This is a genomic window from Kluyvera sp. 1366, from assembly GCF_054823405.1.
Window position 1 is genome coordinate 66,779 of sequence record NZ_JBTRDW010000006.1, and the last position, 26,860, is coordinate 93,638.

General features: G+C 53.6%; 27 protein-coding genes, 1 other RNA gene and 1 other annotated feature. Of the genes, 10 read left to right on the forward strand and 18 right to left on the reverse strand.

Features of this window, described 5'->3' with window-relative positions; genetic code table 11:
* The first annotated feature begins 208 nt into the window (after positions 1–208).
* Positions 209–316: antisense sRNA RprA (gene rprA, locus ACVLVH_RS14455), an RNA gene on the forward strand.
* Positions 317–415: 99 nt separating this feature from the next.
* Here the strand turns inward: rprA and ppsA are convergent.
* Complete coding sequence (gene ppsA, locus ACVLVH_RS14460) at positions 416–2,803, reverse strand: phosphoenolpyruvate synthase (RefSeq protein ID WP_498949599.1); 2,388 nt, start codon at positions 2,801–2,803, stop codon at positions 416–418.
* 449 nt (positions 2,804–3,252) lie between these two features.
* Here ppsA and ppsR point away from each other — a divergent pair, with 449 nt between their 5' ends.
* Positions 3,253–4,080, forward strand: a complete 828-nt coding sequence (gene ppsR / locus ACVLVH_RS14465; RefSeq protein WP_110866022.1) for a posphoenolpyruvate synthetase regulatory kinase/phosphorylase PpsR — start codon at positions 3,253–3,255, stop codon at positions 4,078–4,080.
* A gap of 195 nt (positions 4,081–4,275) precedes the next feature.
* Positions 4,276–5,322, forward strand: a complete 1,047-nt coding sequence (locus ACVLVH_RS14470; protein WP_101764565.1) for a 3-deoxy-7-phosphoheptulonate synthase — start codon at positions 4,276–4,278, stop codon at positions 5,320–5,322.
* 7 nt (positions 5,323–5,329) lie between these two features.
* On the opposite strand, the gene ACVLVH_RS14475 is transcribed toward ACVLVH_RS14470, so the two are convergent.
* The 16 genes from ACVLVH_RS14475 to ACVLVH_RS14550 form a co-directional block, all read right to left on the reverse strand.
* Positions 5,330–6,769: a protein adenylyltransferase SelO gene (locus tag ACVLVH_RS14475; protein ID WP_192413517.1), complete on the reverse strand. Its 1,440-nt coding sequence runs from the start codon at positions 6,767–6,769 to the stop codon at positions 5,330–5,332.
* Between the two features lie 98 nt (positions 6,770–6,867).
* Positions 6,868–7,611: an EAL domain-containing protein gene (locus ACVLVH_RS14480; protein ID WP_101764567.1), complete on the reverse strand. Its 744-nt coding sequence runs from the start codon at positions 7,609–7,611 to the stop codon at positions 6,868–6,870.
* A gap of 314 nt (positions 7,612–7,925) precedes the next feature.
* The gene (locus ACVLVH_RS14485) at positions 7,926–8,384 is read right to left on the reverse strand and encodes an NlpC/P60 family protein (RefSeq protein ID WP_101764568.1); all 459 of its coding nucleotides are present in this window, start codon (positions 8,382–8,384) and stop codon (positions 7,926–7,928) included.
* Positions 8,385–8,453: 69 nt separating this feature from the next.
* Positions 8,454–9,200 (reverse strand): vitamin B12 ABC transporter ATP-binding protein BtuD, encoded by a 747-nt coding sequence (gene btuD, locus ACVLVH_RS14490; protein ID WP_192413519.1) that lies wholly within the window; start codon positions 9,198–9,200, stop codon positions 8,454–8,456.
* Complete coding sequence (locus ACVLVH_RS14495) at positions 9,201–9,746, reverse strand: glutathione peroxidase (protein ID WP_192413521.1); 546 nt, start codon at positions 9,744–9,746, stop codon at positions 9,201–9,203.
* A 39-nt stretch (positions 9,747–9,785) separates the two neighbouring features.
* On the reverse strand, positions 9,786–10,769 hold the full coding sequence (btuC, locus tag ACVLVH_RS14500; protein ID WP_101764571.1) for a vitamin B12 ABC transporter permease BtuC: 984 nt from the start codon (positions 10,767–10,769) through the stop codon (positions 9,786–9,788).
* Between the two features lie 90 nt (positions 10,770–10,859).
* Entirely contained in the window at positions 10,860–11,234 is a 375-nt protein-coding gene (locus tag ACVLVH_RS14505) for a DUF2502 domain-containing protein (protein WP_192413523.1), read from the reverse strand.
* A 191-nt stretch (positions 11,235–11,425) separates the two neighbouring features.
* The gene (ihfA, locus tag ACVLVH_RS14510) at positions 11,426–11,728 is read right to left on the reverse strand and encodes an integration host factor subunit alpha (protein ID WP_007892687.1); all 303 of its coding nucleotides are present in this window, start codon (positions 11,726–11,728) and stop codon (positions 11,426–11,428) included.
* A gap of 4 nt (positions 11,729–11,732) precedes the next feature.
* Positions 11,733–14,120 carry a phenylalanine--tRNA ligase subunit beta gene (pheT, locus tag ACVLVH_RS14515; RefSeq protein WP_498949603.1) on the reverse strand — a complete coding sequence of 796 codons (2,388 nt, stop codon included), beginning with the start codon at positions 14,118–14,120 and terminating at the stop codon, positions 11,733–11,735.
* 14 nt (positions 14,121–14,134) lie between these two features.
* Positions 14,135–15,118, reverse strand: coding sequence for a phenylalanine--tRNA ligase subunit alpha (gene pheS, locus ACVLVH_RS14520; protein ID WP_101764574.1), 984 nt, complete (start codon positions 15,116–15,118; stop codon positions 14,135–14,137).
* A 71-nt stretch (positions 15,119–15,189) separates the two neighbouring features.
* Positions 15,190–15,315: a sequence feature (Phe leader region), on the reverse strand.
* On the reverse strand, positions 15,266–15,310 hold the full coding sequence (gene pheM, locus ACVLVH_RS14525) for a pheST operon leader peptide PheM (RefSeq protein ID WP_106120997.1): 45 nt from the start codon (positions 15,308–15,310) through the stop codon (positions 15,266–15,268). (Overlaps the previous feature by 45 nt.)
* A gap of 116 nt (positions 15,316–15,431) precedes the next feature.
* A complete protein-coding gene (gene rplT / locus ACVLVH_RS14530; RefSeq protein ID WP_007892678.1) occupies positions 15,432–15,788 on the reverse strand; it encodes a 50S ribosomal protein L20 in 357 nt (118 codons plus the stop codon).
* A gap of 170 nt (positions 15,789–15,958) precedes the next feature.
* Positions 15,959–16,156, reverse strand: a complete 198-nt coding sequence (rpmI, locus tag ACVLVH_RS14535) for a 50S ribosomal protein L35 (RefSeq protein WP_004157374.1) — start codon at positions 16,154–16,156, stop codon at positions 15,959–15,961.
* A 99-nt stretch (positions 16,157–16,255) separates the two neighbouring features.
* Positions 16,256–16,807, reverse strand: coding sequence for a translation initiation factor IF-3 (gene infC / locus ACVLVH_RS14540; RefSeq protein ID WP_036621995.1), 552 nt, complete (start codon positions 16,805–16,807; stop codon positions 16,256–16,258).
* Positions 16,803–18,740 carry a threonine--tRNA ligase gene (gene thrS / locus ACVLVH_RS14545; RefSeq protein ID WP_101764575.1) on the reverse strand — a complete coding sequence of 646 codons (1,938 nt, stop codon included), beginning with the start codon at positions 18,738–18,740 and terminating at the stop codon, positions 16,803–16,805. The genes infC and thrS overlap by 5 nt, the downstream gene beginning before the upstream one ends.
* Positions 18,741–18,986: 246 nt before the next feature.
* Positions 18,987–19,748 carry a DUF481 domain-containing protein gene (locus ACVLVH_RS14550; protein WP_101764576.1) on the reverse strand — a complete coding sequence of 254 codons (762 nt, stop codon included), beginning with the start codon at positions 19,746–19,748 and terminating at the stop codon, positions 18,987–18,989.
* 331 nt (positions 19,749–20,079) lie between these two features.
* Here ACVLVH_RS14550 and ghoS point away from each other — a divergent pair, with 331 nt between their 5' ends.
* Positions 20,080–20,370 carry a type V toxin-antitoxin system endoribonuclease antitoxin GhoS gene (gene ghoS, locus ACVLVH_RS14555; RefSeq protein WP_498949605.1) on the forward strand — a complete coding sequence of 97 codons (291 nt, stop codon included), beginning with the start codon at positions 20,080–20,082 and terminating at the stop codon, positions 20,368–20,370.
* Positions 20,371–20,459: 89 nt separating this feature from the next.
* On the forward strand, positions 20,460–21,353 hold the full coding sequence (locus ACVLVH_RS14560) for a fructosamine kinase family protein (RefSeq protein ID WP_101764578.1): 894 nt from the start codon (positions 20,460–20,462) through the stop codon (positions 21,351–21,353).
* A 4-nt stretch (positions 21,354–21,357) separates the two neighbouring features.
* Here ACVLVH_RS14560 and ACVLVH_RS14565 read toward each other — a convergent pair whose 3' ends face one another.
* Complete coding sequence (locus ACVLVH_RS14565; protein WP_498949607.1) at positions 21,358–21,894, reverse strand: YniB family protein; 537 nt, start codon at positions 21,892–21,894, stop codon at positions 21,358–21,360.
* A 142-nt stretch (positions 21,895–22,036) separates the two neighbouring features.
* Between ACVLVH_RS14565 and hxpB the strand changes: the two genes are divergently transcribed.
* The 5 genes from hxpB (at position 22,037) to ACVLVH_RS14590 (ending at position 26,747) form a co-directional block, all read left to right on the forward strand.
* Positions 22,037–22,705, forward strand: a complete 669-nt coding sequence (gene hxpB / locus ACVLVH_RS14570) for a hexitol phosphatase HxpB (protein WP_192413532.1) — start codon at positions 22,037–22,039, stop codon at positions 22,703–22,705.
* A 157-nt stretch (positions 22,706–22,862) separates the two neighbouring features.
* Positions 22,863–23,699: a 5-dehydro-4-deoxy-D-glucuronate isomerase gene (gene kduI / locus ACVLVH_RS14575; RefSeq protein WP_192413534.1), complete on the forward strand. Its 837-nt coding sequence runs from the start codon at positions 22,863–22,865 to the stop codon at positions 23,697–23,699.
* 13 nt (positions 23,700–23,712) lie between these two features.
* A complete protein-coding gene (gene kduD, locus ACVLVH_RS14580; RefSeq protein WP_110866010.1) occupies positions 23,713–24,474 on the forward strand; it encodes a 2-dehydro-3-deoxy-D-gluconate 5-dehydrogenase KduD in 762 nt (253 codons plus the stop codon).
* 140 nt (positions 24,475–24,614) lie between these two features.
* A complete protein-coding gene (locus tag ACVLVH_RS14585) occupies positions 24,615–25,205 on the forward strand; it encodes a metal-dependent hydrolase (protein ID WP_192413536.1) in 591 nt (196 codons plus the stop codon).
* Positions 25,206–25,355: 150 nt separating this feature from the next.
* Positions 25,356–26,747, forward strand: coding sequence for an L-cystine transporter (locus ACVLVH_RS14590; protein ID WP_192413538.1), 1,392 nt, complete (start codon positions 25,356–25,358; stop codon positions 26,745–26,747).
* Positions 26,748–26,860: the final 113 nt, after the last annotated feature.

Below are 26,860 nucleotides of genomic sequence, written 5' to 3' on the forward strand. Positions count from 1 at the left end.
CTTACTGATAATAATTTTTTTTCATAAGCGGTTTTTAAGAAAAAACGCAGTTTTAGGCGCTTTAGGCGGAATTCTCTTACGGAATGATTATTTTTACAGCTGAATTGCCTCTTAACAGGGAAGAAAAAGGCCACGAAAGGTTATCAGCTTTAAACTAATAAGAGGATTCTTAAAGACGCCAGCGAGCCTGATCAATAACATGTTTCCTATGTTTTGAATCAAGCTACTGATTTCTAAACAACCTTATTCCCCTGAGTAAAGTGAAGAATTGCTGTGTGTAGTCTTTGCCCATCCCCTGTGATGGGCTTTTTTTTGGCTTTTTTTCAGACAAAAAAACAAGGCCAGCAGCGCTGACCTTGATAATTACATTAATGACACGTCAAATTCTCATCTGATGCATCAAATTACCGCCTGGTTAATGTTTGGATGCGTTCAGCTCTGCCAAACTCAACCAGGTTTCAACCACGGTATCCGGATTAAGCGACAGGCTATCAATGCCCTGCTCCATTAACCATGCCGCAAAGTCCTGATGATCCGACGGTCCCTGACCGCAAATACCGACGTATTTGCCCTGTTTTTTCGCCGCTTTGATCGACATCGATAACAGCGCTTTCACGGCATCATTACGTTCATCAAACAGCGCGGACACCACGCCAGAGTCACGATCGAGGCCCAGCGCCAACTGCGTCATGTCGTTAGAGCCGATGGAGAAGCCATCGAAGTGCTCGAGGAACTGCTCAGCCAGCAAGGCGTTGGACGGGATCTCACACATCATGATCACTTTCAGGCCATTCTCGCCGCGCTTCAGACCGTTTTTCGCCAGCTCGGCGACCACCGCTTCGGCTTGATCGACGGTACGCACGAACGGAATCATGATTTCAACGTTGGTCAGCCCCATTTCGTTACGCACGCGCTTCACCGCTTCGCACTCCAGCCTGAAGCAGTCGCGGAAGTTGTCAGCAACGTAGCGACCGGCGCCACGGAAACCGAGCATCGGGTTCTCTTCTTCCGGCTCATAACGCTCGCCACCCACCAGGTTGGCGTATTCGTTGGTTTTGAAATCGGAAAGACGCACAATCACGCGCTTCGGCGCAAATGCGGCACCCAGCGTCGCAATCCCTTCGGTCAGACGGCCGATGTAGAACTCAATCGGGTCATCAAAGCCTTTCATCATCTGACGAATCTGCTGCTGCAATTCCGGCGTTTGCTGATCAAACTCCAGCAACGCTTTGGGATGCACGCCAATCATACGGTTGATAATGAACTCCAGACGCGCCAGGCCAACACCTTCGTTCGGCAAGCAGGCGAAATCGAACGCACGATCCGGATTACCGATGTTCATCATGATCTTCAGCGGCAGTTCCGGCATGGTATCGACCTGCGAGCTGGTCACTTCGAAGTCCAGCAGTTCGTCATAGACATAACCGGTATCACCTTCGGCGCAGGAAACCGTGACTTTGTGGCCATCTTTCAGGTGATCGGTGGCATCGCCACAGCCCACCACCGCCGGAATGCCCAGCTCACGCGCGATGATCGCTGCGTGGCAAGTACGACCGCCGCGATTGGTGACGATGGCTGAGGCTTTCTTCATGATCGGTTCCCAATCGGGATCGGTCATGTCAGTTACCAGCACATCGCCTTTTTCAATGCGATGCATCTCGCTGATGTCGTGGATGACTTTGACTTCACCGGCGCCGATGCGATGACCAATGGCGCGGCCTTCGACCACCACGTTGCCTTTGCCCTGCAGCGTATAACGTTCCATCACCTGACCGTTGGAGCGCACCGTTTCCGGACGCGCCTGCACGATGAACAGTTTGCCGGTGTGGCCATCTTTCGCCCATTCAATGTCCATTGGGCGTTTGTAGTGCTGCTCAATCAGCACCGCCTGACGCGCCAGCGCCTGCGCTTCGTCATCGGTTAAGCTGAAGCGATCGCGCTGTTCCTGCTCGACATCTTCAATCCGCACCTGCTCGCCATGCTCCTGCGAATCCGCATACACCATGCGCAGCTTTTTTGAGCCCATGGTGCGGCGCACAATCGCCGGACGATTGGCGGCCAGCGTGGGTTTATGCACGTAGAACTCGTCGGGGTTTACCGCGCCCTGCACCACCATTTCGCCCAAACCAAAGGCGGAGGTGATAAACACCACTTGATCAAAGCCCGATTCGGTATCAATGGTGAACATCACGCCCGACGAGGCGAGGTCCGATCGCACCATGCGCTGAATACCGGCCGAGAGCGCCACGCCGCGATGGTCGTAGCCCTGATGCACACGGTAAGAGATGGCACGATCGTTAAATAAGGAGGCATAAACGTGCTTCACTGCGATGATGACCGCGTCATAACCCTGCACGTTAAGGAAAGTCTCCTGCTGGCCGGCAAACGAGGCGTCGGGCATATCCTCGGCGGTGGCTGACGAGCGCACCGCAAAGGAGGCGTCGGCATCATCAGCAGAGAGTTGTTCGTAGGCGCTACGAATTGCCGCTTCCAGTTCAGGCTGGAATGGCGTATCGATCACCCATTGACGAATCTGTTTACCCGCTTGCGCGAGCTCAGCAACATCATCAACATCCGTTTTATCCAGCAAATCATAGATCCGCTGGTTCAGTCCGCTTTGATCGAGGAACAGATTAAACGCGTAAGATGTGGTCGCATAACCGTTTGGTACGGAAACACCCAGCGACGACAAATTCGTAATCATTTCTCCAAGGGAAGCATTCTTGCCTCCCACCCGATCAACATCATGCATGCCAAGCTGGTTGTACCAGAGCACTAGCGACTGTTGGTCTTGATTGGACATTGAGATTATCCTTTTAAATGATGTGAATACACATGGAACATTTTGCTATTCGCCAAACCAGCCTGGCACAACCGATTAATAAAGACTAAGTGTTGAATCGTTAAAGCAGGAAAAGAAAGACAAAATCGGATTAGTACTTAGAATTAATTGTGTTGCGCAACCGCCCTATTTCACGCTAATAGATTGCTGTAGCGATATTTTTCCCCTTTTCAGAGGGTTAGCGATTGATTTTTGTTGCGCAACGCCTTCACACTTTATTTCATGCGCGAAAAGGAAAATGCGCGAAAATAATGCTTTTCAAAACAGCATTTCATCTAATATTGATTATTCGCTGATTCATCTTTGTGAGCGCAATAGCGGACAATATGGATATTTCATTTTAATATTATTTAAAATGAAATATTGTCATCGACAACTTGGGCATTGCCAGGCAAGAGGATATTTGCACTATGAACACTGAACGCAGCGTATTCTACATCTCTGATGGCACCGCCATTACCGCCGAAGTGCTGGGCCATGCGGTGTTATCCCAGTTCCCGGTAATAACCCACAGCGTGACGCTGCCATTTGTCGAGAATGTGCAACGCGCTCAGGCGGTTAAAGCGCAGATCAACGCGCTCTACCAGCAGAGCGGCGTGCGCCCGCTGGTGTTCTTCTCCATCGTCACACCCGACGTCCGTGAAATTATTCTCGAAAGCGAAGGCTTTTGTCAGGACATCGTGCAGGCGCTGGTAGCACCGTTGCAGAGCGAACTCGGCGTGGCGTCAATGCCGGTGGCGCACCGCACGCACGGTTTGACCGCCAGCAACCTCGGCAAATATGACGCGCGCATCGCCGCCATCGATTACACCCTTGCGCATGATGATGGCATTTCCCTGCGCGGCCTCGAAGATGCGCAGGTGATTCTGCTCGGCGTATCTCGCTGCGGGAAGACGCCCACCAGCTTGTATCTGGCAATGCAGTTTGGCGTGCGTGCCGCTAACTATCCGTTTATCGCCGATGATATGGATAACCTGAAACTGCCGCCGGCGCTGCGTGCACATCAGCATAAGTTGTTTGGTTTAACCATCGACCCGGAACGCCTGGCGGCGATTCGCCAGGAGCGCGCGGAAAATACCCGCTACGCTTCGTTGCGCCAGTGCCGTCTCGAAGTAGGCGAAGTGGAAGCGCTGTTCCGCACCAACCAGATTCGTTATCTCAACAGCACCAACTATTCGGTGGAAGAGATCGCAACCAAAATTCTCGATATCATGGGTCTGAGCCGCAGCATGTATTAGGTTTCTCTGCCGGTCGCCATAAATGGCGACCTCCCGCCACATACCTGGCCTGTATTGCAATCGTAAAGTCTGGCTTCCGTCTGGTTTTAAGACCTTTGTTTTTAGCAGGTTGAATTCGCAGGCTATTAGTTTATTGTGATCACCATCACTTCCCGGTATTTCACCGCTGCGAAGAACAAATTTTTGAGAATCTCAATGAACAAGACTGATGAACTGCGTACCGCGCGCATCGGTAGCCTGCTGACTCCGGCTGCGCTCGCGCATGAACACCCTATTTCGGCAGAGATTGCCGCCAACGTCACCGCTTCCCGCCAGCGCATCGCGCGCATTCTGACCGGTGAAGATCCGCGTCTGCTGGTGATTATTGGTCCTTGCTCGTTGCACGATCCTAAAGCGGCGATTGAGTATGCTGAACGTCTGAACGTGCTGCGTGAGCGCCATAAAGATCGTCTGGAAATCGTGATGCGTGCCTATTTCGAAAAACCGCGCACCGTGATTGGCTGGAAAGGTCTGATCTCCGATCCCGATCTGGATGGCAGCTACGATGTAAACCGCGGCATCGCCATTGCGCGCAAACTGCTGCTGGATATCAACGCGCTGGGCATGCCAACCGCCACTGAATTCCTCGATATGGTGATCGGCCAGTTTATTGCCGACTTGATCAGCTGGGGCGCGATTGGCGCGCGTACCACCGAAAGCCAGATTCATCGTGAAATGGCGTCAGCGCTCTCCTGCCCGGTCGGTTTCAAAAACGGCACCGACGGTAACGTGCAGATCGCGGTCGATGCGATTCGCGCCGCGCGTGCCAGCCACATGTTCCTGTCACCGGATAAAAACGGTCAGATGACCATCTATCAAACCAGCGGTAATCCGCATGGTCACGTGATCCTGCGCGGCGGTCGACAGCCGAACTATCACGCCGAAGATGTGGCGGCGGCAGCGGCCAATCTGCGCGACTTCAATCTGCCGGAGCAATTGGTGATCGACTTCAGCCACGGCAACTGCCTGAAGCAGCACGGTCGTCAGCGTGACGTTGCCGATGATGTGGCGGCGCAAATCCGTGCCGGATCGCGCGCGGTTGCGGGCGTGATGATCGAGAGTTTCCTGCAGGAAGGGAATCAGAAAGTGGTGAGCGGTGCGGCGCTGACCTATGGTCAGTCAATCACCGATCCGTGCCTCGGCTGGGAAGACAGCGCCGAGGTGCTGGCAAAACTGGCTGCCGCGGTCGACAGCCGTTTTTAATTCTGACCTAGCTGGAACAACTCACTTCCAGCGATTTGCCCCACTCTGGTGGCCGTTGGCGCAACTCTGCGCTGACGGCCGCATCGCTATACGGTTGCTGTAACGCGCTATGCAGCTTCGCTAACGCCTTGGTCTCGCCGTTCTCGACCTTTTCAATCACCTGCTGTGCCAGATAGTTGCGTAACACCAGCGCCGGATTCGCCGCCTTCATCACCGCCTGACGCTGCGCATCGCTGGCGTGGTCTTGCAACAAACGCTGGCGATAATCGCTGTACCAGCGATCAAAGGCCTCACGATCAATAAACTCATCACGCAACGGCGAACGGCTTTCATCTTGCTGCGTGTCGCTCAGCATGCGGAAGGTCAGCGTGTAATCACTGTGTTCCGCCGTCATCATCGACAGCAAGCCAGTCAGAAGCGTGTTGTCATTAGCATCCGCCGTCAGCAAGCCGAGTTTGGCACGCATTTTCTCCCCCCAAACGCGCATCAGTTCACCTTCATAATGACCCAGCGCCTGCTTAAGCTGCTCGGTGGTCATCAATCCCGACAAGGCATGCGCCAGGCGATTAAGGTTCCACAAGCCAATCATCGGCTGATTTTCGAAAGCGTAGCGGCCCTGATAGTCACTGTGATTGCAAATGTAATCCGGCTGATAGTCGTCGAGGAAACCGTAAGGACCGTAATCCAGCGTTAAGCCCAGAATCGACATGTTATCGGTGTTCATCACGCCGTGCGCAAAGCCAACGCTCTGCCAATGGGCGATCAGGCTCGCCGTGCGTTTAACGATATCGGTGAACCACAGCAGGTAACGATCCGCTTCATCCTTGAGCTGCGGCCAGTGATGGCGAATGGCGTAATCCGCCAGCTGGCGCACTTTGTCTTGTTCACCGCCGTAATAGAAATGCTCAAAATGACCGAAACGCAGATGGCTGTCGGCAATGCGCATCAGCATCGCACCGCGTTCCTGGGTTTCGCGTAGCACCGGCTCATCGCCAATGGCTAACGCCAGCGCGCGCGTGGTGGGAATGCCAAGATGGTGCAGCGCTTCAGACGCGAGGAATTCGCGTACGCTGGAGCGGATCACCGCGCGACCGTCGCCCATACGTGAATAAGGGGTTAATCCGGCCCCTTTTAAGTGCCAGTCGAGCTTGCGACCGTTGGCCAGCTGCTGTTCACCCAGCAGAATGCCGCGCCCATCGCCCAGCTGTCCGGCCCAGACGCCAAACTGATGGCCGCTATAAACCTGCGCCAGCGGCGACATGCCGGGCAGCATTTCGCGTCCTGACCACACGCCATGCCCGCTGCCGGCGAACAGCGCATCATCTAAACCCATCTCTTGTGCCAGCGGCGCGTTGTGATAAAACAGCCGTCCACCCGCTAATGGCGTTGGGTCCAGCGCGGTATAGAATCCGGGTAATTCTTGCTGCCAGCTATTGGTAAATTGCATCGACACTCCGGAAGGTGCGCTTAAATCAGGCACCCGCAATAAGTTATAAGATTACAGAGAGTGTAACGCCGACGCGGCGCGGAAGACAGGCGAAAGGGTTACTGCTGCGAAGGGGTGTGTAAATTCAGGTCGGAATAGATGAGATCGTCAAGACGTTCAGCTTTCACCACCGGGAACAGGCTGCCCTGTAGCTGCGCACCACTCAACGTGGTCATCTTTTCCATCATGTGGTTATCGTCAATACCACAAATAATGATCTGGTCCGCAAAATCGGAAAAATTATTGATAACTGTCTGAATAAAAGGCGTAAACGAGGCGCGCTTGGCCAGGTTGTGAATAAAGGCTTTATCCAGTTTTAACACGCTAAACAGATTATCGTACACCGCGGTTGCCGGTGCTTTTCCTGCGCCAAATTGTGAAAGCGATAAACGAAACTCACTTTGTAATGCTGCAAGCAATGGATGGGATTTACCCAAAGATAATTGCGGAAACGTTTCGCTGATATCTAAAACAATAAAAGGGATTTGTCGGAATTTCCTTAACAGAAATTCGCTGGCTAAAAGTGTATTGGCCATAGAATCATCAATACGTACCAACGCGGTAATTTGATTAATCTCAAAAAAGTCGCGGTACTTTTCCAGCAATGAAAGCTGGCTCTGCAGCAAACGTAATTGCTGCGCATCGTCCAATTGCGGCAACAGCAAATCCTGCGGCAGCGTAATAGGTGCGCTGTCGTGGACAAATTGCGTCACCAGCTCGACCGCAGTCAGCTGGCCCGCCAGAGAGTAAACTGGATAAAACCAGGTTTCCGACTGATAGTCGGCAGACAAATGGACTTTCATTTTTCAAGCCAGAAGCAATGGCAATTGGCGCATCGTATATCAACGAATTCTACCAGGCAATAGGACCAAACGTTTGAAGAGGTGCCGTTTTAGGTCTTATTACGCTGATTTAAGCCGCAAATAATACTTAAGCCAAATAAGCCGGGGTTAATGTCCATACCAATTAAATAAATTTAGCTTTATTATTAGTATTAAATCGATGGCGGGTAAAGTGCCATTTTAAATGATAGTTAAATATCGGCAGAATTCAGATTTAATTCAGGGTGAGATACCCTTTCTTTTTTCGCGTCTTTATTAAGCGATAACAACGCTATTTAGATGCGACGCGCCTGCCAAAATACTTTACGCCAGTAAACATTATCCAGCGACGAGCGGATCACACCCTGGCTGGTCGAGGCGTGAATAAAGGTGTTGTCGGTATCGTAAATACCGACGTGCAAACCGTTTTCTCCGCTGCCGGTTTTGAAGAACACCAGATCGCCAGGCAGCAGATCGCCCTTGTCGATGCGAGTACCAATGTCGGTTTGATCAATGGTCGAGCGTGGCAGCTGCATATCGAATTTATCGCGGAAGGTGAGATAGACGAAGCCGGAACAATCTACGCCACCGCGGCTTAATCCGCCATAGCGATACGGCGTTCCCCGCCAGCGGCTCAGCTGATCGTTGAGTTGGGCAATCACGGTGATAGAGTCAGACAAACGGCCATTCGGCGGCGGTGCATGATGGCTACAGCCCGCCAGCAACAGTGCCAAAATCAAAATTGTCAGCCGCATCCGCCTTTTCCTCTCTCCCTTGTCCGGCAGACACTGTAGCGGCAAAGCGCTACGGCACGCAATCCTCTGTCAGGGAATAAACAGCAGCGGGCCTTGTGCGGTATCAATTTGTTCAAACGGGGTTTGGTAAAGCGGGGTTAAATGCGCAGCGGTCAGCACCTCGCAGGCCCTGCCCTGACGGACAACCGCGCCTTGATGCATTAACCACACGCGCTCGGCATGGCGCAGGCTGTGGTTGAGGTCGTGCCCGCTGGCAACAATCGCCAGACCGCTGCAACACAGTTCAGCCAGCAGCTTATCGACCGAACGCTGCTGCGCTACGTCGAGTGCACTCATCGGCTCATCCAGTAGCAGCAGTTTGCCGCGTGGATTGATCGCCGGATGAACCTGCAACACCACGGCAGCCAACCGCACGCGTTGCCATTCGCCACCAGAAAGCTGCGTAAGACTGCGCGTCAGTTTGTCCTGCAGCGCTAACTGCGCGAGCACCTCTTGTAACACGCAGTCTGTTTTCGCCGTTTGTGCGCTGATATGCATGCGTAAGTAATGCCACACCGGCATTTGTCCCGGTGCCATCTGCTGTTGCGGCAGCCAGCCGCGCAGCGGGGCCAATGCCGCACCGTTTAACGTGGGCAGCGGTGCGCCATCCAGCAGAATGCTGCCCTGACTCGGCAACAAACCGGACAGCGCGTTGAGCAAGGTACTTTTGCCGGCGCCGTTCGGCCCCACCAGATGCACTAATTCACCGGCGTTAATGCTCAGTTCAACGGGAGCCAGCCGCCCTGTGACGCTGACTCCCTGACACTGCAATAGCATTTATTCGGCCAGCGCCTGCTCTACACTTTTCAGGATGATGGGATCGTCTGGCGTCATATCCGGTGAGAAGCGCGCAATGACTTTGCCCTGCTTATTAATAAGGAATTTTTCGAAGTTCCACAGGATATCGCCTGGCGCTTTCGGCGCGCGCCCTTTGCTCTCCATGCGCTCGAGGAAACCGCTGCCTTCCGGGCATTGCGCCACTGGCTGCGCCGCCGTCAGCTGCGCATAGAGAGGGTGACGATGCTCGCCGTTGACATCGGTTTTATCGAACATCGGGAAAGTGACGCCGTAAGTGGTGCTGCAAAAGGTTTTGATCTCTTCGTTACTGCCCGGCTCTTGCTCGAGGAACTGATTGCATGGGAAGCCAAGCACGCTGAACGGCTTATCCTGCCAGGCTTTCTGCAGCGATTCTAACTGCTCATACTGCGCCGTCAGGCCACATTTAGATGCCACATTGACTACCAGTAGCACCTTGCCCTCATAGGCCGCCAGCGTGGTTTTTTCACCGTCCAGCGTAACCAGTTCTGTCTGATAAATGCTCATAGTCGATTCCTGTTGTTGATAACACGTTGCCAGCCAAAGCTAGCGCGAAGACTTCACTAATAACATGATAAACAGCGGCGCGCCGAGCGTGGCCGTTACCACGCCAATCGGCAGTTCGGCAGAGGTTAACACCAGCCGCGCAATGATATCCGCGCCAAGCAGCACTGCGGCACCGGCTAACGCCGCCGCAGGCAACAAATAACGATGATCGCTAAAACCGCTGAGACGCAATAGATGCGGGATAACCAGACCAATAAAACCGATCGCACCCGCCATCGCTACGCTCACGCCCACCAGCCAGCCCATCGCCAGCACCAGCAGGTTGCGCCACAGCAGCAGCGGTAATCCGAGCTGACGTGCCGAGGTTTCGCCCAGCGCCAGCAAATTCAACGTGCGTGCGGTGGCGATCAGCAGCAGCGTTACCGGCAGCAGCGCCAACATCATCCAGCCATAGCGCCAGTCGATGCCGCTAAAGCCGCCCATCATCCAGTACATCAGCTGACGCAGATCGAGGCTGGTGCTAAAGTACACTGCCCACGTCATGATGGCGCTACAGATAATGCCAAGCGCCACGCCAGTCAGCAGTAAGCGGCTCACTGAGAGTTGTTTGTGAGCGAAGTGCAGCAGCATCAGCGTGATCAGCAGCGCACCGGCCATGGCCGCCAGCGCTAAGCTCCATAGCGAACCGTTACCGAGCATCACGCCTAATACCAGACCAATCCCCGCCCCGTTAGACACGCCAAGTAAGCCGGGTTCCGCCAGCGGATTGTTGAACAGCGCCTGCATCACCACGCCGCACACCGCCAGCGCCGCACCCACCAGCAGCACCGCCAGCGTGCGCGGCATGCGCAGCTGCCAGACGAACAGATCGCCTTCCGCCGAAAACCATTGTGTGGGGGAGATCCAGCTGTCGCCGGCACACAGGCTAAGCCCGATGAGCAGCAATAGCAGCGCAATGAGTGCGATGAGCCAGCGCTGGCTGCGGCGATTTGCCTGGGAAGCAAGCTGATCCAGCAGAGTCATAGATAAGATTGGCTGAGAAAACAGAGATTTGATTGTAGTGGGATTACAGCAAAAAGAAAGCGGCGCTGTGGAGGCGCCGCTGGAGAAGCCTTACTGATGCGGAGGGAGCGGCTGACCATGATTATCACGCTTCTGCTGATTGTCACGCTGGTCGTGATGCTGCGGTTGCGGCTGACGCTGTGGCTGACGTTTGTCGTCGCGGTGCGGTCCATTACCCGGATGCTGCGCCTGCCAGCCGTTACCGTTCCAGTAACCGTGCGGACCTTTGGTGCCGATGCGCTGGTTATGGTGCTGTTTCCACCACGTTGGCGCACGCCAGTCGTAACCATCCCAATAGTAGCCGCGCTTATCCTGATCGCCGATATGCACCGAAACGCCCGGCGTGTTGATGTTGACGGAAACATTGGCGCTAGCCAGCAGCGGCATGCCTAACAAGACACTTAATAAAATTGCTGTCTTTTTCATTATTCAAACCCTTTGCTCTGTGATGGCGCTGTTATAACAAAAGTGTTGATGCCGTCACTATCGGTGAGGACCGATTTTCGCCTTATTTTCCGGATACTTACTAAATCCTTACATCATGAATAAATCTTGCAGAGCGGCCAGATTTAAGGCAAAAAAAAAGGCCGCTAAGCGGCCTTTTTGTCGTACTGAAATTAGTCAGCATCCTTGGGTGTCGCGTTCTCGACGCGACTTTTCAACTTCTGTCCCGGACGGAATGTCACCACTCGGCGCGCGGTGATAGGAATATCTTCCCCCGTCTTCGGGTTACGGCCCGGACGCTGGTTTTTGTCACGCAGATCAAAATTACCAAATCCGGACAGTTTTACCTGTTCTCCGTTTTCCAACGCGCGGCGAACCTCTTCAAAAAAAAGTTCTACCAACTCTTTGGCATCGCGTTTGCTCAACCCGAGTTTTTCAAACAGGTACTCTGACATTTCAGCTTTTGTAAGCGCCATAGGTTCAATCCCTCAAGGTTGCCTGGAATCGCTCTTTTAATGCCGCAACGCATTTGGCAACGGTCGCGGCAATCTCCTCTTCTTCGAGTGTCCGGCTGGTATCCTGCAAAATCAGGCTAATCGCTAGGCTCTTTTCACCTTCGTTTACGCCCTTACCACGGTACACGTCAAACAAGTTTACGCCAACTACCTGATTTACGCCAACTTTCTTACACTCCGCAATGATATCTGCTGCAGGCACATTTTCAGCCACCACAACGGCGATATCACGACGGTTTGCCGGGAAGCGAGAAATCTCGCGCGCATCAGGCAGGACGCGGTCTGCGACCTTATTCCAAAGCAGTTCAAACACTAAGGTGCGACCATTCAGATCCAGCTTACGTTCCAGCTCTGGATGAACCACCCCGATAAATCCGATTCGTTCGCCGCGTAAATAAATTGCGGCGCTTTGTCCTGGATGCAGCGCCGGATTGGCTTCCGCACGGAAGGAAATCTCATCAAGTTTACCGGTCAAATCCAGCAGCGATTCTAAATCGCCTTTCAAATCATAGAAGTCAACCGTCTGACGCGCCAGATCCCAATGCTCTTCATAGCGATTGCCGCTTAAAACGCCGGCCAGCATAAGATCCTGGCGGATACCCAGATCGGCCTGTGTATCAGGAACAAAGCGTAAACCGCTTTCAAACAGGCGTACGCGGCCCTGCTGACGGTTTTGGTTATACACCACCGCGCCCAGCAAACCGGTCCACAGCGACAGGCGCATTGCCGACATATCGCTGGAGATTGGGCTGGGCAGGATCAGCGCCTCTTCGCCCGGATGCAGCAACTGCTGCAGTTTGGGATCAACGAAGCTGTAGGTAATCGCTTCCTGATAACCTTTATCTACCAACAGATTTTTCGCACGCTTCAGCGACAGGTCGGCTTCACGATGCTGCGTCATGATCAGGCTGGCTTTCACCGGCACATCAGGGATGTTGTTATAGCCGTAAACGCGCGCCACTTCTTCGACCAGATCTTCTTCGATAGCCATATCGAAACGCCAGCTTGGCGCAACGGCTTGCCACTCTCCTGCACTCACTTTCACTTCGCAACCCAAACGCGTCAGGATTTCAGTAACCTGTTCGTCAGCAATCACATGGCCAATCAGGCGATCGAGCTTTTCACGGCGCAGCGTGATGGTGGCGCGTGGCGGCAGCGCGCTCGCGTCAGTTTGGTCAATGACCGGGCCCGCTTCGCCGCCACAGATGTCGAGCAACAGTTGCGTCGCGCGTTCAATCGCTTTGTGCTGCAGCGCTGGATCGACGCCACGCTCGTAACGATGTGACGCGTCGGTATGCAGGCCCTGACGGCGAGCGCGGCCGGTGATCGCCAGCGGATCAAAGTAGGCGCATTCGAACAGCACATTTTGCGTCTCCTCATTGACACCGGAATGCTCGCCACCAAAGATGCCGCCCAACGCCAGCGCTTTGTGGTGATCGGCAATCACCAGCGTGTCGCTGCTGAGTTTAGCTTCGGTACCATCCAGCAGCGTCAGCACTTCGCCCTCTTCTGCCATACGCACCACGATGCCGCCGTAGATGCGGTCGAGATCGAAGGCATGCATCGGCTGGCCAAGCTCCAGCAGTACAAAGTTGGTGATATCGACCACCGGATCGATTGAGCGAATACCGCAACGACGCAGCTTCTCACGCATCCACAATGGCGTATCGGCTTTGACGTTGACACCTTTCACCACGCGGCCAAGGTAGCGCGGGCACGCGGCGGTGGCATCAACGCGAATCGGGAAGGTATCGTTGATGGTGGCCTTTACCGGTTCAATCGCGGGTGCCGTCAGCGGCAAACCGTTCAATACTGCTACATCACGCGCAATCCCGATGATGCCCAGACAATCGGCGCGGTTTGGCGTGACGCTGATTTCAATGGTGTTGTCATCCAGCTGCAGATAGCTGCGGATGTCGGTGCCAATTGGCGCATCGGCTGGCAGCTCGATGATGCCGTTGTGATCGTCGGAAATACCCAGCTCAGAGAAGGAGCACAGCATGCCTTCAGACGGCTCGCCACGCAGTTTTGCCGCTTTGATTTTGAAATCGCCCGGCAGCACAGCGCCAACGGTCGCTACCGCCACTTTCAGGCCCTGACGGCAGTTTGGCGCGCCGCAGACGATATCCAACAGGCGATCGCCACCGACGTTGATTTTGGTGACGCGCAGTTTGTCGGCGTTCGGATGCTGGCCGCACTCAACCACTTCACCCACCACAACACCGTGGAACGCACCGGCAACCGGATCCACGCCGTCCACTTCAAGGCCGGCCATGGTGATTTGCTCAGACAGCGCAGCGCTGTCCAGGGCTGGATTTACCCATTCGCGTAACCAGAGTTCACTGAATTTCATTGGATAACCTGCCCTTATTTAAATTGTTTGAGGAAACGTAAATCATTTTCGAAGAAGGCGCGCAGATCGGTCACACCGTAGCGCAGCATGGTGAGACGCTCCATGCCCATGCCAAACGCAAAGCCCGAATAAATTTCCGGATCGATGCCAACATTGCGCAATACGTTCGGGTGCACCATGCCGCAACCCAGCACTTCCAACCACTTGCCGTTTTTACCCATCACGTCCACTTCTGCGGACGGTTCGGTGAACGGGAAGTAAGAAGGACGGAAGCGAATTTGCAGATTCTCTTCGAAGAAGTTGTTGAGGAAATCGTGCAGTGTGCCTTTCAGGTTGGTAAAGCTAATGTCTTTATCGACAATCAAACCTTCCATCTGGTGGAACATTGGCGTGTGCGTCTGATCGTAATCGTTACGATAAACACGGCCTGGCGCGATGATGCGGATTGGCGGCTGCTGGTTTTTCATGGTACGGATCTGCACGCCTGAAGTTTGGGTGCGCAGCAGACGCGTGGCATCAAACCAGAACGTGTCGTGATCGGCACGCGCCGGGTGATGGCCGGGAATGTTCAGCGCATCAAAGTTGTGGTAATCGTCTTCAATTTCCGGACCTGTTACCACCGCGAAACCCAGTTCGCCGAAGAAGGTTTCGATACGATCGATAGTGCGGGTCACCGGATGCAAGCCACCATTCTCAACGCGGCGGCCAGGCAGCGACACGTCGATGGTTTCCGCAGCCAGACGCGCATTCAGCTCCGCACTTTCCAGCGTCTCTTTGCGCGCGGTAAGGCGGTCCTGCACTTGCTGTTTGGCCTCGTTGATGACCGCACCCGCAGCCGGGCGCTCTTCTGCCGGCAGTTCACGCAGGGTGGTCATTTGCAGCGTCAGATGCCCTTTCTTACCCAGAAATTCGACGCGCACGGCGTCCAGAGCAGCGATATCCGCCGCCTCGTCGATGGCGGCCGTGGCACGAGCCACCAGGTCTGCGAGTTGGGACATGATTTCCTCTTCTTCCAGCCGGGCTGGTCAGTTCTCGTTGGGATCAGATGATCCGATTAAGTGTCGCCAGAAACAAAAAAGCCTCCACGAGGGAGGCTTTCAGCGCGATTTTTCGTTTCTTTTCTTATGCGCAAAAGCCCCTGATGTTCAGGCGCTAAAGTAAAAAAAGAAACGGAAAATAGCAGCATTCATGCTTGCGTTACCTTGTCATATTTAGAAACCGCACTATTGAAATGCGCAGCGGCCAAAATGTCAATCTTTTGCGTGAGTTGCGGGTAATAAAAAAGGGAGCAAGCTCCCTTTTTCAACTGACTTACGCCAGAGCTGATTTTGCTTTTTCAACAAGTGCAGTAAATGTCACTTTGTCGAATACAGCGATGTCAGCCAGAATCTTACGGTCGATTTCAATAGAGGCTTTTTTCAGGCCATTGATGAAACGGCTGTAAGAGATACCGTTCTGACGAGCCGCAGCGTTGATACGCGCGATCCACAGTTGACGGAACTGACGCTTACGTTGACGACGGTCACGGTAAGCATACTGACCAGCTTTGATAACAGCCTGGAAGGCAACGCGGTATACACGTGAACGTGCACCATAGTAGCCTTTAGCTTGTTTTAAGATTTTCTTGTGACGTGCGCGAGCAATTACACCACGTTTAACGCGAGCCATGTGAGCTCTCCTATATCATATTCTGTGATTTCCCTTCATCTTTCGTGCCGCAGCGGCGTTGGCTGTCTTCATTCATCCCAGTCACTTACTGATGTAAGTTAAGGGATTCATTCAGTTGCCGCCTTGCTGCAATCCGAAATCTTTCGGGAATTAAACTAAAAAAAATTTACTTATGCGTACGGCAGGCAGGCAATAACCAGACCCAGATCGCCTTTAGACACCATGCCTTTCGGACGCAGGTGACGTTTACGCTTAGTAGACTTTTTAGTCAGAATATGACGCAGGTTCGCGTGCTTACGCTTGAAGCCGCCAGAAGCGGTCTTCTTGAAGCGCTTAGCGGCGCCACGTACAGTTTTAATCTTTGGCATTTTTACAAATATCCACTTCGCATTGTTAATAAAATGAATCAGACAGGCGAATAAAAATCCGCACAACGCAAGCGCTGCGCGGCATTATTACTTGAAGGCCTACTGTTTCTTCTTAGGAGCGAGCACCATGATCATCTGACGACCTTCGATCTTCGAAGGGAAGGATTCGACAATCGCCAGATCCATGTCTTCACACAGATCTTTACGGACGCGGTTAAGCACTTCCATACCGATCTGCTGGTGCGCCATCTCACGACCGCGGAAACGCAGCGTGATTTTGGCTTTATCACCCTCTTCCAGAAAGCGAATCAGGTTGCGTAGTTTGACCTGATAGTCGCCATCATCGGTACCAGGACGGAATTTGATTTCCTTAACCTGGATAACTTTCTGCTTCTTCTTCTGTTCCTTAGAAGACTTGCTTTTTTCATAAAGGAACTTGCCGTAATCCATGATACGGCAAACCGGCGGTTCGGCGTTCGGGCTGATTTCAACTAAATCTACGCCGGCTTCTTCAGCTTTCTCAATGGCTTCACGCAGGGTGACAATGCCAAGTTGCTCGCCGTCTACGCCAGTTAAGCGCACTTCGGTGGCACGGATTTCGCCGTTGATACGGTTCGGACGTGTTGGTTGTACTCGTTTTCCGCCTTTAATAACCTGTTTCCTCTAATTGGTGAAGATGTCGGCTGCGAATCTCTTGTTGCAGCTTCTCAACAAACACATCTACGTCCATGCTCCCAAGGTCTTTACCACGGCGGGTGCGCACGGCAACTTTGCCTGCTTCCACCTCTTTGTCACCGCAAACCAGCATATAAGGGACGCGACGTAATGTGTGCTCGCGGATTTTAAAGCCTATCTTCTCGTTTCTCAAGTCTGCTTTGACACGAATGCCAGCATTCTGCAATTTCTTCGTCAATTCACTGACGTATTCTGACTGACTGTCGGTGATATTCATCACCACAGCCTGCACCGGCGCCAGCCAACTCGGGAAGAATCCAGCGAATTCTTCGGTCAGGATGCCGATAAAGCGCTCCATTGAACCGAGAATTGCGCGATGGATCATTACCGGTGTCTGGCGGTCGTTGTTTTCGCCGACAAAAGTCGCGTCCAGACGCTTCGGCAGGGAGAAGTCTAGCTGAACGGTACCACACTGCCAGGCGCGGTCGAGACAATCGTACAGGGTAAACTCAATTTTAGGGCCGTAGAAGGCACCTTCTCCCGGCTGATATTCGAATGGAATATCATTCTCTTTCAGCGCTTCTGCCAAATCCACTTCCGCACGATCCCACATTTCGTCGGTACCGATACGTTTTTCCGGACGGGTCGACAGCTTCACCACGATTTTTTCAAAACCGAAGGTGCTGTACATGTCGTATACCATGCGGATACAGCTGTTCACCTCATCACGTACCTGATCTTCGGTACAGAAGACGTGAGCATCATCCTGGGTAAAGCCGCGCACGCGCATCAGACCATGCAAGGCACCTGATGGCTCGTTACGATGGCAGCTACCAAACTCCGCCATACGCAGCGGCAGGTCGCGGTAGGATTTCAGACCCTGATTAAAGATCTGAACGTGGCCTGGGCAGTTCATCGGCTTGATGCAATATTCACGGTTCTCTGAAGAGGTGGTGAACATGGCTTCTTTATAGTTCTCCCAGTGCCCGGTTTTCTCCCACAGCACGCGGTCCATCATGAACGGACCTTTCACTTCCTGATAGTCGTATTCTTTCAGCTTGGTACGCACAAACACTTCCAGCTCGCGGAAGATGGTCCAGCCGTCATTGTGCCAGAACACCATGCCCGGTGCTTCTTCCTGCATGTGGTAGAGATCGAGCTGCTTACCGATTTTACGGTGATCGCGCTTCGCCGCTTCTTCCAGACGCTGCAGATAGGCAGCCAACTGCTTTTTATCCGCCCAGGCCGTACCGTAAATACGCTGCAGCATTTTGTTGTCGCTGTTGCCGCGCCAGTAAGCCCCGGAGATTTTCTGCAGTTTGAAGTGATGGCAGAAACGCATATTCGGCACGTGCGGACCGCGGCACATGTCGATGTATTCTTCATGTTGATACAGGCCAGGACGATCGTCGTGGCTGATGTTCTCGTCAAGAATGGTGGTTTTGTAGCTTTCGCCACGCTCAGCAAACACGTCACGTGCTTCCTGCCAGCTCACCTTTTTCTTCACCACATCGTAGTTGGTTTCAGCCAGCTGGTGCATACGCTTTTCCAGCAGCTCAAGATCTTCCTGGGTTAAGGTATGTTCCAGGTCAACGTCATAATAGAAACCGTTATCAATCACCGGGCCGATCGCCATTTTGGTGTTTGGCCACAGCTGCTTAATCGCATGCCCTAACAGGTGCGCGCAAGAGTGACGAATGATTTCTAAACCGGCGTCGTCTTTAGCGGTAATAATCGCGACCTGAGCGTCCTCGGTGATCGGATCAACCGCATCAACCAATTCGCCATTCACGCGACCCGCGATGCAGGCTTTCGCCAAACCCGGTCCAATATCCAACGCAATATCCATCACGCTGACCGGACGGTCAAAGCTGCGCTGGCTGCCATCAGGAAGAGTAATTACTGGCATTTCATATCCTTAATTGCAGTGGTAAGCCACACGAAAGCCTACATGCAAAAATGAGTTTCATAGTGTGTAACCCGGCGTGATGTCAGACCCACGTTGTCGGAATGACGCCAGGAATGTAAAGCGGCGATGATAATAGCAGCTTTCGCCGCCGATCAAAACCCGTGCAGAGATTCGCTAAGCTAAAGAGAAATAAAAAAAACCGCTGCGAGGCACAGGCCTGGCAGCGGTGATTCACATCCGTCTCGCTTACATTGAGTATGAGAGCTGGATCGTGGTTTTGGTATCGGTACGATCCGGCGCAGATTCTGGCGGATTATTGTTCCAGGTCACGTTGTAGCCCAGCTTCAGCGCGAAATGGGCATTGATGGCCACCTGCAGCGCGGTTTCTGAGTTCAGCGTGGTGTCTTCACCGAAGCTGCTCAGCACAGAAACACCCTGGATAAATTTGGTGGTATCTGTCAGCTGCCATTGATAGCTCACTGCACCATAACCCAATGCTTTGGTTTCATGGCCGCCATCGTGGAAATCGTCGTAACGCACACCCGGACCGAATTCAGCACGCAGTGAGTGAACCGGGCCGCTGAGAATCTGACGACCGTAACCGGCGGTCAGCACATCGCGTGAGTCATAACCGTTGAAACGGTCGCTTAACCAGCTTGCCTGACCAAACAGGTAGTCAGCGCTGTTGAGGTTATAACGGCTACGGCCACCAATGTTGTAAGTCTCAGATGAACGCTCATCGTTTGAGGAGTTGTTTGCGGCGTTGCCCCACAGACTCAATGCGGTATTGGTTTGATACCACGTCATATTGGTAGACGCACTCAGCGAAGAACTGGTGGTGTTTCCAGTTTGAGCCAGGTAACCCGCTGACGCGCTGCCTTCAAACGGCTTTTTCGCCGTTGCAGGGTCATCCATGGAGGTGAAAACGGCGTTATCTGCAAAGGCCTGGTGACAAAATGCTCCAGCAGAGAGCAATAAAACAGCGGACAGCTTGTTAAAGGCTTTCATTAAAAGTAACCCGTACGACAGTTTAAAAAACGAAGAGTCTGAAGCGTTTCTCCGGCCAATCAATGCAATTTACCGTAAGTTTTGTAAAAAAGTATGTATCCGCATAAAAAACCAGGAAAGCCGCTGGACCGCTCTTTTAATGGGACTTTTCCCATTTTCGCTGCGCATTATAGGGGGCAAATACTCAAATTGCAGCCTGAAGGCCACAAGATTTTTCTGAACTCTTTTGACAAAGCTTTACCTGCTATTTTCACTAATGAATTGGCTAAAATTCGCTCTATACTGCGCGCTGGTCTACGCTGAAATCTGTTCGATAACAATGAGGTGAATAATGAGTGACCATGATGTCAAACGTTACATTGTCACGTTGAAATATCAGGAAAGTGGACTCGGCGACGTGCAGTCAGTGAACAGTGCCATGATCAATGGCGGTTACAGCACCACCTTCAGCGATGATGAAGGTCATCCGCATGAGTTGGGCACCAATAACTTCGGCATTGTCAGCGCGTTAGAGGAGCATGAAATAGCAGAGCAAGCCGCGGGATATGCCCAAATCGCGCTCGATCATAAACCTGAGGTCACCGTCATCACGTTAGAGGCATTTCTGAAACAACAATCCTGACGCAGTGCAAAAAACGGCATCGACGCCAGGTTTGCTCAGGTTTTGCGCGTTACAATCGAACTCACGCAGCGAACAAAGAGGATTACCCGATGTGGTCAGCCATTAGTCGTCTGTTAAGCGAGTACGCCGGTGATGCCGAAATCACCGACCGTCAGGAACTTCCCGGTGGCGATGTCCATCCCGCCTGGCGCATCCGCTATGGCGAGTTGGATGTGTTCGTCAAATGTAACACCCGCGATATGCTCACCTTGTTCAGTTGGGAAGCCGATCAACTCGACCTGCTGGCGCGCACGCAAACCGTTCGCGTCCCGAAAGTTTATGGCGTTGGCAATGATCGTGATACCAGCTTCCTGCTGCTGGAATATATTCCGCCTCATCCCTTTACCGCACAGAGCGCTTTCCAGCTCGGCCAGCAGTTGGCGCATCTACACCAATGGAGCGAGCAACCGCAATTTGGTCTCGATTTCGACAACAACATCACCACCTCACCTCAGCCGAATAGCTGGTTACGCCGCTGGTCAGTGTTCTTCGCTGAGCAGCGCATCGGCTGGCAGCTGCAACTGGCCGCGGAAAAAGGCGTGCACTATGGCGATACCGAACTGATTGTTGATTGTGTGCAGCGCACGTTAGCCAACCACCATCCGCAACCTTCTTTATTACACGGCGATTTGTGGCCCGCCAACTGCGCCGGCAGCGCAGAGGGTCCGTGGTTGTTTGATCCCGCCTGCTATTGGGGTGATCGCGAATGCGATTTAGCGATGCTGAGTTACTACGCCGATTTGCCGCGCCAGATCTATGATGGCTACCAGGCTGTTTGGCCACTGGAAGACGGATTCTCGCAGCGTCAGCCGGTGTATCAGCTCTATTACCTGCTGAATCGCGCCAATGTTTTCGGCGGCAACTGGACGGGCGAAGCGCAGTTCGCCATCGGCCAGTTGTTAGATGAAGATGTGTTGGGCGGACGTCAGGCCAGACCGGCCTGACGTGTTACAGCATGCCGAGCAGTTTCAGCACAAAGTAGCCCGCGATAGCGATAATGATCGGCAGGATATAGAGCGGGAAAATCTGCAAGAAAATGGTGTGACGCGGGATGTGGATTTTCTCTTCCAGCTGCGCTCGCGTGCGCCCTTCACTGCCTTTGGCCTGTTCCATGATCAGCTGATCTTCAATGCCCTCTTTAATATGGCGCGACTGACGCCACATGCGCGCACCTGAAGCCTGCAGCGCTATGCCGATAAAGATCAGGATGTAGATCAGCCAAAACCCGATATTCGCGCCACCGTTAAATTCCGGCACCGGAGAGTTCTGCCAAAACACATTGAGAAACGGCGTATTGAACTTCACCATGTCGACCATGACATGCACAAAATCGAGCATCACGGCATCAATGCCCGGCTGCTTTTCACTGTGCTTAAACATAAAGCCCAGCAGCGAAATCATCGTGGATAACAATGCGGGTATAAAAATCACCCAGCCAGCCACTCGCTTAAGGATGCTGATGCGGCCAGCCTGTTGGTAAGTCATGGTGTCTCCCTGAACCAAAAATAGTTTTGCCTAAGTCTACCTGCACTACTGCAATTTTTCCTGAAAAATGCGTGGCCTGCCGCAAGTCGGCTTTATCCGGCTCTCGTGCTATGGTAAGCCAAATTTCTAAGGGAGCAGTTATATGTCATATCGTCGTCCTGTATTGGCCGCCATCTTTGATATGGATGGATTGTTGATCGACTCAGAACCGCTGTGGGATCGCGCGGAACTGGATATTTTCGCCAGCCTTGGCGTGGATATCACCCGCCGCCACGAGTTGCCCGATACGCTGGGTCTGCGCATCGATCAAACCGTGCGCATGTGGTTTGAAGCGCTGCCGTGGAGCGGCCCGGATCAACAGGAAGTGACGCAACGCATCATCGCCCGCGCGCTGGCGCTGGTGGAAGAGACGCGTCCGCTGCTGCCTGGCGTGGAGCAGGCGCTGCAACTGTGCCAGCAGCAAGGTTTGAAAATCGGCCTCGCCTCCGCCTCGCCGCTGCACATGCTGGAGCGCGTGCTGGAGATGTTTGACCTACGCAAATACTTTGATGTGCTGGCGTCCGCGGAAGCGCTGTCGTACAGCAAGCCGCATCCGCAGGTCTATCTCGACGCCGCAGCCAAACTGGGTATCGATCCGCTTAACTGCGTCACGCTGGAAGATTCCTTCAACGGCATGATCGCCACCAAAGCCGCACGCATGCGTTCAATTGTGGTGCCGGCGGCCGAGCATCGTGAAGATGCGCGTTGGGCGCTGGCCAATGTGATTCTTGATGATTTAACCCAGCTCAAACCCGAACATCTGCACGGTTAATCGCAGCCCGCTTAACGCGGGCTTTTTTATGCAACTTGATCGCGCACGCAAATAAATAAAACATCGTTTCATTTTTATTGAATTCACATCTCATCCTGCCTAAGATGCCCAAAGACCCGCATCGGGACCACTTCCTTTGACTCTTAAGAGGCCTGAGATGGACATTCGTCAAAGCATTCATAGCGAGCATGCCAAAACCCTGGACACGGACGGCTTACGCCGTGAGTTTCTGATCGACAAGATTTTCGACGCCGACAATTACACCCTCACTTACAGCCATATCGATCGCATCATTATCGGCGGCGTGATGCCGGTGCAGAAACCGGTGACTATCGGCCATGAAGTGGGTAAGCAGCTGGGCGTAAGTTACTTTCTCGAACGCCGCGAACTCGGCGTAATCAACATCGGTGGACCCGGGGTGATTGAAGTGGATGGTAAATCCTGGGAGATTGGTCAGCAGGAAGCGTTGTATGTCGGACAAGGCGCGCAGAGCGTGATTTTCCGCAGCAGCGATGCCAGCCGCCCGGCGAAGTTTTACTACAATAGCGCGCCGGCACACGCCCATTATCCAGACAAAAAAATCACCCTCGACGAGGCAGTGAAAGCCACGCTCGGCGACGCGGCCACCTCGAACCGCCGCACCATTAACAAATTCATCGTGCCCGACGTGTTGCCAACCTGCCAGTTAACCATGGGATTAACCCGCCTTGATGACGGCAACTTGTGGAACACCATGCCGTGTCACACCCACGAACGTCGCATGGAAGTCTATTTCTATTTCGATATGGCCGACGACAGCGCCGTGTTCCACATGATGGGCCAGCCGCAGGAGACGCGTCATCTATTGGTCCATAACGAGCAAGCGGTGATTTCACCGAGCTGGTCGATTCATGCGGGCGTGGGAACGCAGCGCTATACCTTTATCTGGGGCATGGTGGGTGAAAACCAGGTATTTGATGACATGGACCACGTCAACATCAGCGCACTGCGCTAACAAGGAGCGAATCATGATACTCAACGCATTTAATCTTGCAGGCAAAATCGCGCTGGTCACCGGCTGCAATACCGGTTTAGGACAAGGTATGGCGCTGGGTCTGGCGCAGGCGGGATGTGACATTATTGGCGTTAACCGCGCCGGACCGGATGATACGCAGGCCAAAGTTGAGGCGTTAGGCCGCCGTTTTTGGTCAATTCAGGCCGATCTGACCAAGCCGTCCATCGTGCCGCAAATTGTTGAACAGGCGGTGGCGCAGGCCGGTCGCATCGATATCCTGGTGAATAACGCCGGCATCATTCGCCGCGAAGATGCACTCAACTTCAGCGAGCAGGATTGGGATGATGTGATGAACATCAACAGCAAAAGTCTGTTCTTCCTGTCACAGCAGGTCGCCCGGCAGTTTATCGCGCAAGGCAATGGCGGCAAGATCATTAATATCGCCTCGATGCTGTCGTTCCAGGGCGGCATTCGCGTGCCTTCTTATACGGCATCAAAAAGCGCAGTGATGGGGTTAACCCGTTTGATGGCCAACGAATGGGCGAAGCACGGCATCAACGTTAACGCCATTGCGCCGGGCTACATGGCCACCAATAACACGGAACAGCTGCGCAGCGATGAGTCACGCAACGAGGAGATTTTAGGCCGCATTCCATCAGGTCGCTGGGGTATTCCGGACGACATGATGGGCCCAATTGTGTTCCTCGCCTCCAGCGCCTCCGACTATGTGCAAGGTTATACGTTGGCCGTCGATGGCGGATGGTTAGCGCGCTAGGCTAACCCGTTCTTTTCCCGCGTCATTGTGACGCGGGAAAGTGAAAAATATTAACGCTTCGTTACAGCGTCACCATTCTCATTCACTGGATAAATCCCTATACTGGATGCATCGACAGTTTTATGCAGCCAGGTTCCATCATGACGGCCGAAGGCCATATCATTTTTGCCATTGCCAGCGCCATTTTTGCCAAGCGCGCGGAGCTGACGCCAGTATTGGCCAGCGCCGACTGGTGGCATTTAGTGCCTGCTGCGCTGTTAACCTGCCTGCTGCCCGATATCGATCACCCTAAATCCGTGTTAGGCCAGCGCTTAAAGTGGCTATCGCATCCCATCGCCCGCATCTTTGGTCATCGCGGTTTTACCCACAGTTTGCTGGCGGTGGCGGTGAGTTTGTGGCTATTCCAGATCAATGTGCCCGCAGACTGGTTTCTTCCCGCCGACGTGCTGCAAGGCATGACGCTCGGCTATCTCAGCCATATTGTCGCCGATATGCTCACGCCCGCCGGCGTGCCGCTGCTGTGGCCCTGCCGCTGGCGCTTCCGTTTGCCCATCCTGAATAGTCAAAAAGGTAACCAGCTGGAGCGAGCACTTTGCCTGGCGCTGGTCGGTTATGCGTTGTGGTTCCCGCCCGGCATGCCCTCTTTTGGTGCCAACGGCTGGCCGGAGCAACTGTTCAATACGCTACAAAATGGCGTCGGTCGGTTGGTTAATGGTCAAAACGGTCAATAAGCAGTCGAATCAAGCGTTAAAGTTATAAAGCATTCTTTTTGGGTATAAGCCCGCCCCACGCTGAACTGATAACATTCCAAATATTCCCTAACCGGGACTTACTGTTTTTCGTGCCATCCCAGGATGGCGCGTCACACTCTGGAGTTGAGCATGGATTTTCCCCTCATTATTAATATCGTGGCGTTTATCGCACTACTGATTCTGCTGAATCGGATTGGCAACCAAAGCTGGAGCCTGTCCAAACGCGTGCTGACCGGTTTGGTTTTCGGTGTGGCCTTTGGTCTGGCGCTGCAAACCATCTATGGCGAAAACAGCCCAACCGTGAAAGCGTCGATTGGCTGGTTCAATATCGTCGGCAACGGCTACGTGCAATTGTTGCAGATGATCGTGATGCCGCTGGTGTTCGCCTCGATCCTGAGCGCGGTCGCACGTCTGCACAATGCCTCATCGCTGGGTAAAATCAGCGTGCTGACCATTGGCGTGCTGCTGTTTACCACCGCAATTTCCGCGCTGGTCGGCGTGCTGGTGACCGGCCTGTTTGGCCTGAGCGCTGAAGGTCTGGTGCAAGGTGCGCAGGAAACCGCGCGTCTGAGCGCGATTCAGAGCAACTACGTGGGCAAAGTGGCTGACCTCAGCACGCCGCAGCTGCTGCTCTCCTTCATTCCGAAAAACCCGTTTGCCGATCTGGCGGGCGCCAATCCCACCTCGATCATCAGCGTAGTGATTTTCGCCGCCTTCCTCGGTGTGGCGGCGCTGCAACTGCTGAAAGATGACAAGGTCAAAGGCGAGCGCGTGATGGTGGCGATCGATACCCTGCAATCCTGGGTCATGAAGCTGGTGCGTTTGATCATGAAGCTGACGCCGTACGGTGTGCTGGCGCTGATGACCAAAGTAGTAGCAGGTTCCAACCTGCAGGACATCATCAAGCTGGGTGGCTTCGTGGTGGCCTCTTATCTCGGTCTGGCGATCATGTTTGCCGTACACGCACTGCTGCTGTCGGTTAACGGCATCAACCCAATGCGCTTCTTCCGTAAAGTATGGCCGGTGATCACCTTCGCCTTCACCAGCCGTTCCAGCGCCGCCAGTATTCCACTGAACGTGGAAACCCAGACGCGTCGCCTGGGCGTGCCAGAATCGATCGCCAGCTTCTCGGCGTCATTCGGTGCCACCATCGGCCAGAACGGCTGTGCCGGTCTCTATCCCACCATGCTGGCGGTGATGGTTGCGCCAACCGTGGGCATCAACCCGTTTGATCCAATGTGGATTGCAACGCTGGTAGGTATCGTGACGCTGAGTTCTGCCGGTGTGGCTGGCGTCGGCGGCGGCGCCACCTTCGCCGCGCTGATCGTGCTGCCGGCGATGGGCCTGCCGGTCACGCTGGTCGCGCTGCTGATCTCCATCGAACCGCTGATCGATATGGGGCGTACCGCGCTCAACGTTAATGGTTCAATGACCGCCGGTTCACTCACCAGCCGCTGGCTCGGATTGACCGACAAGAAAGTGCTGGAGAGCGACGAACACGCCGAACTGGCACACCGCTAAATTGATGAGTTGCAACAACGGCAGATCGCAAGGCCTGCCGTTTTTTTATGCCTGCGATATGCTCCATAAGGTCGCCGTTTATGACGACCTTACCCGCTTTCCTCCCCAATTCA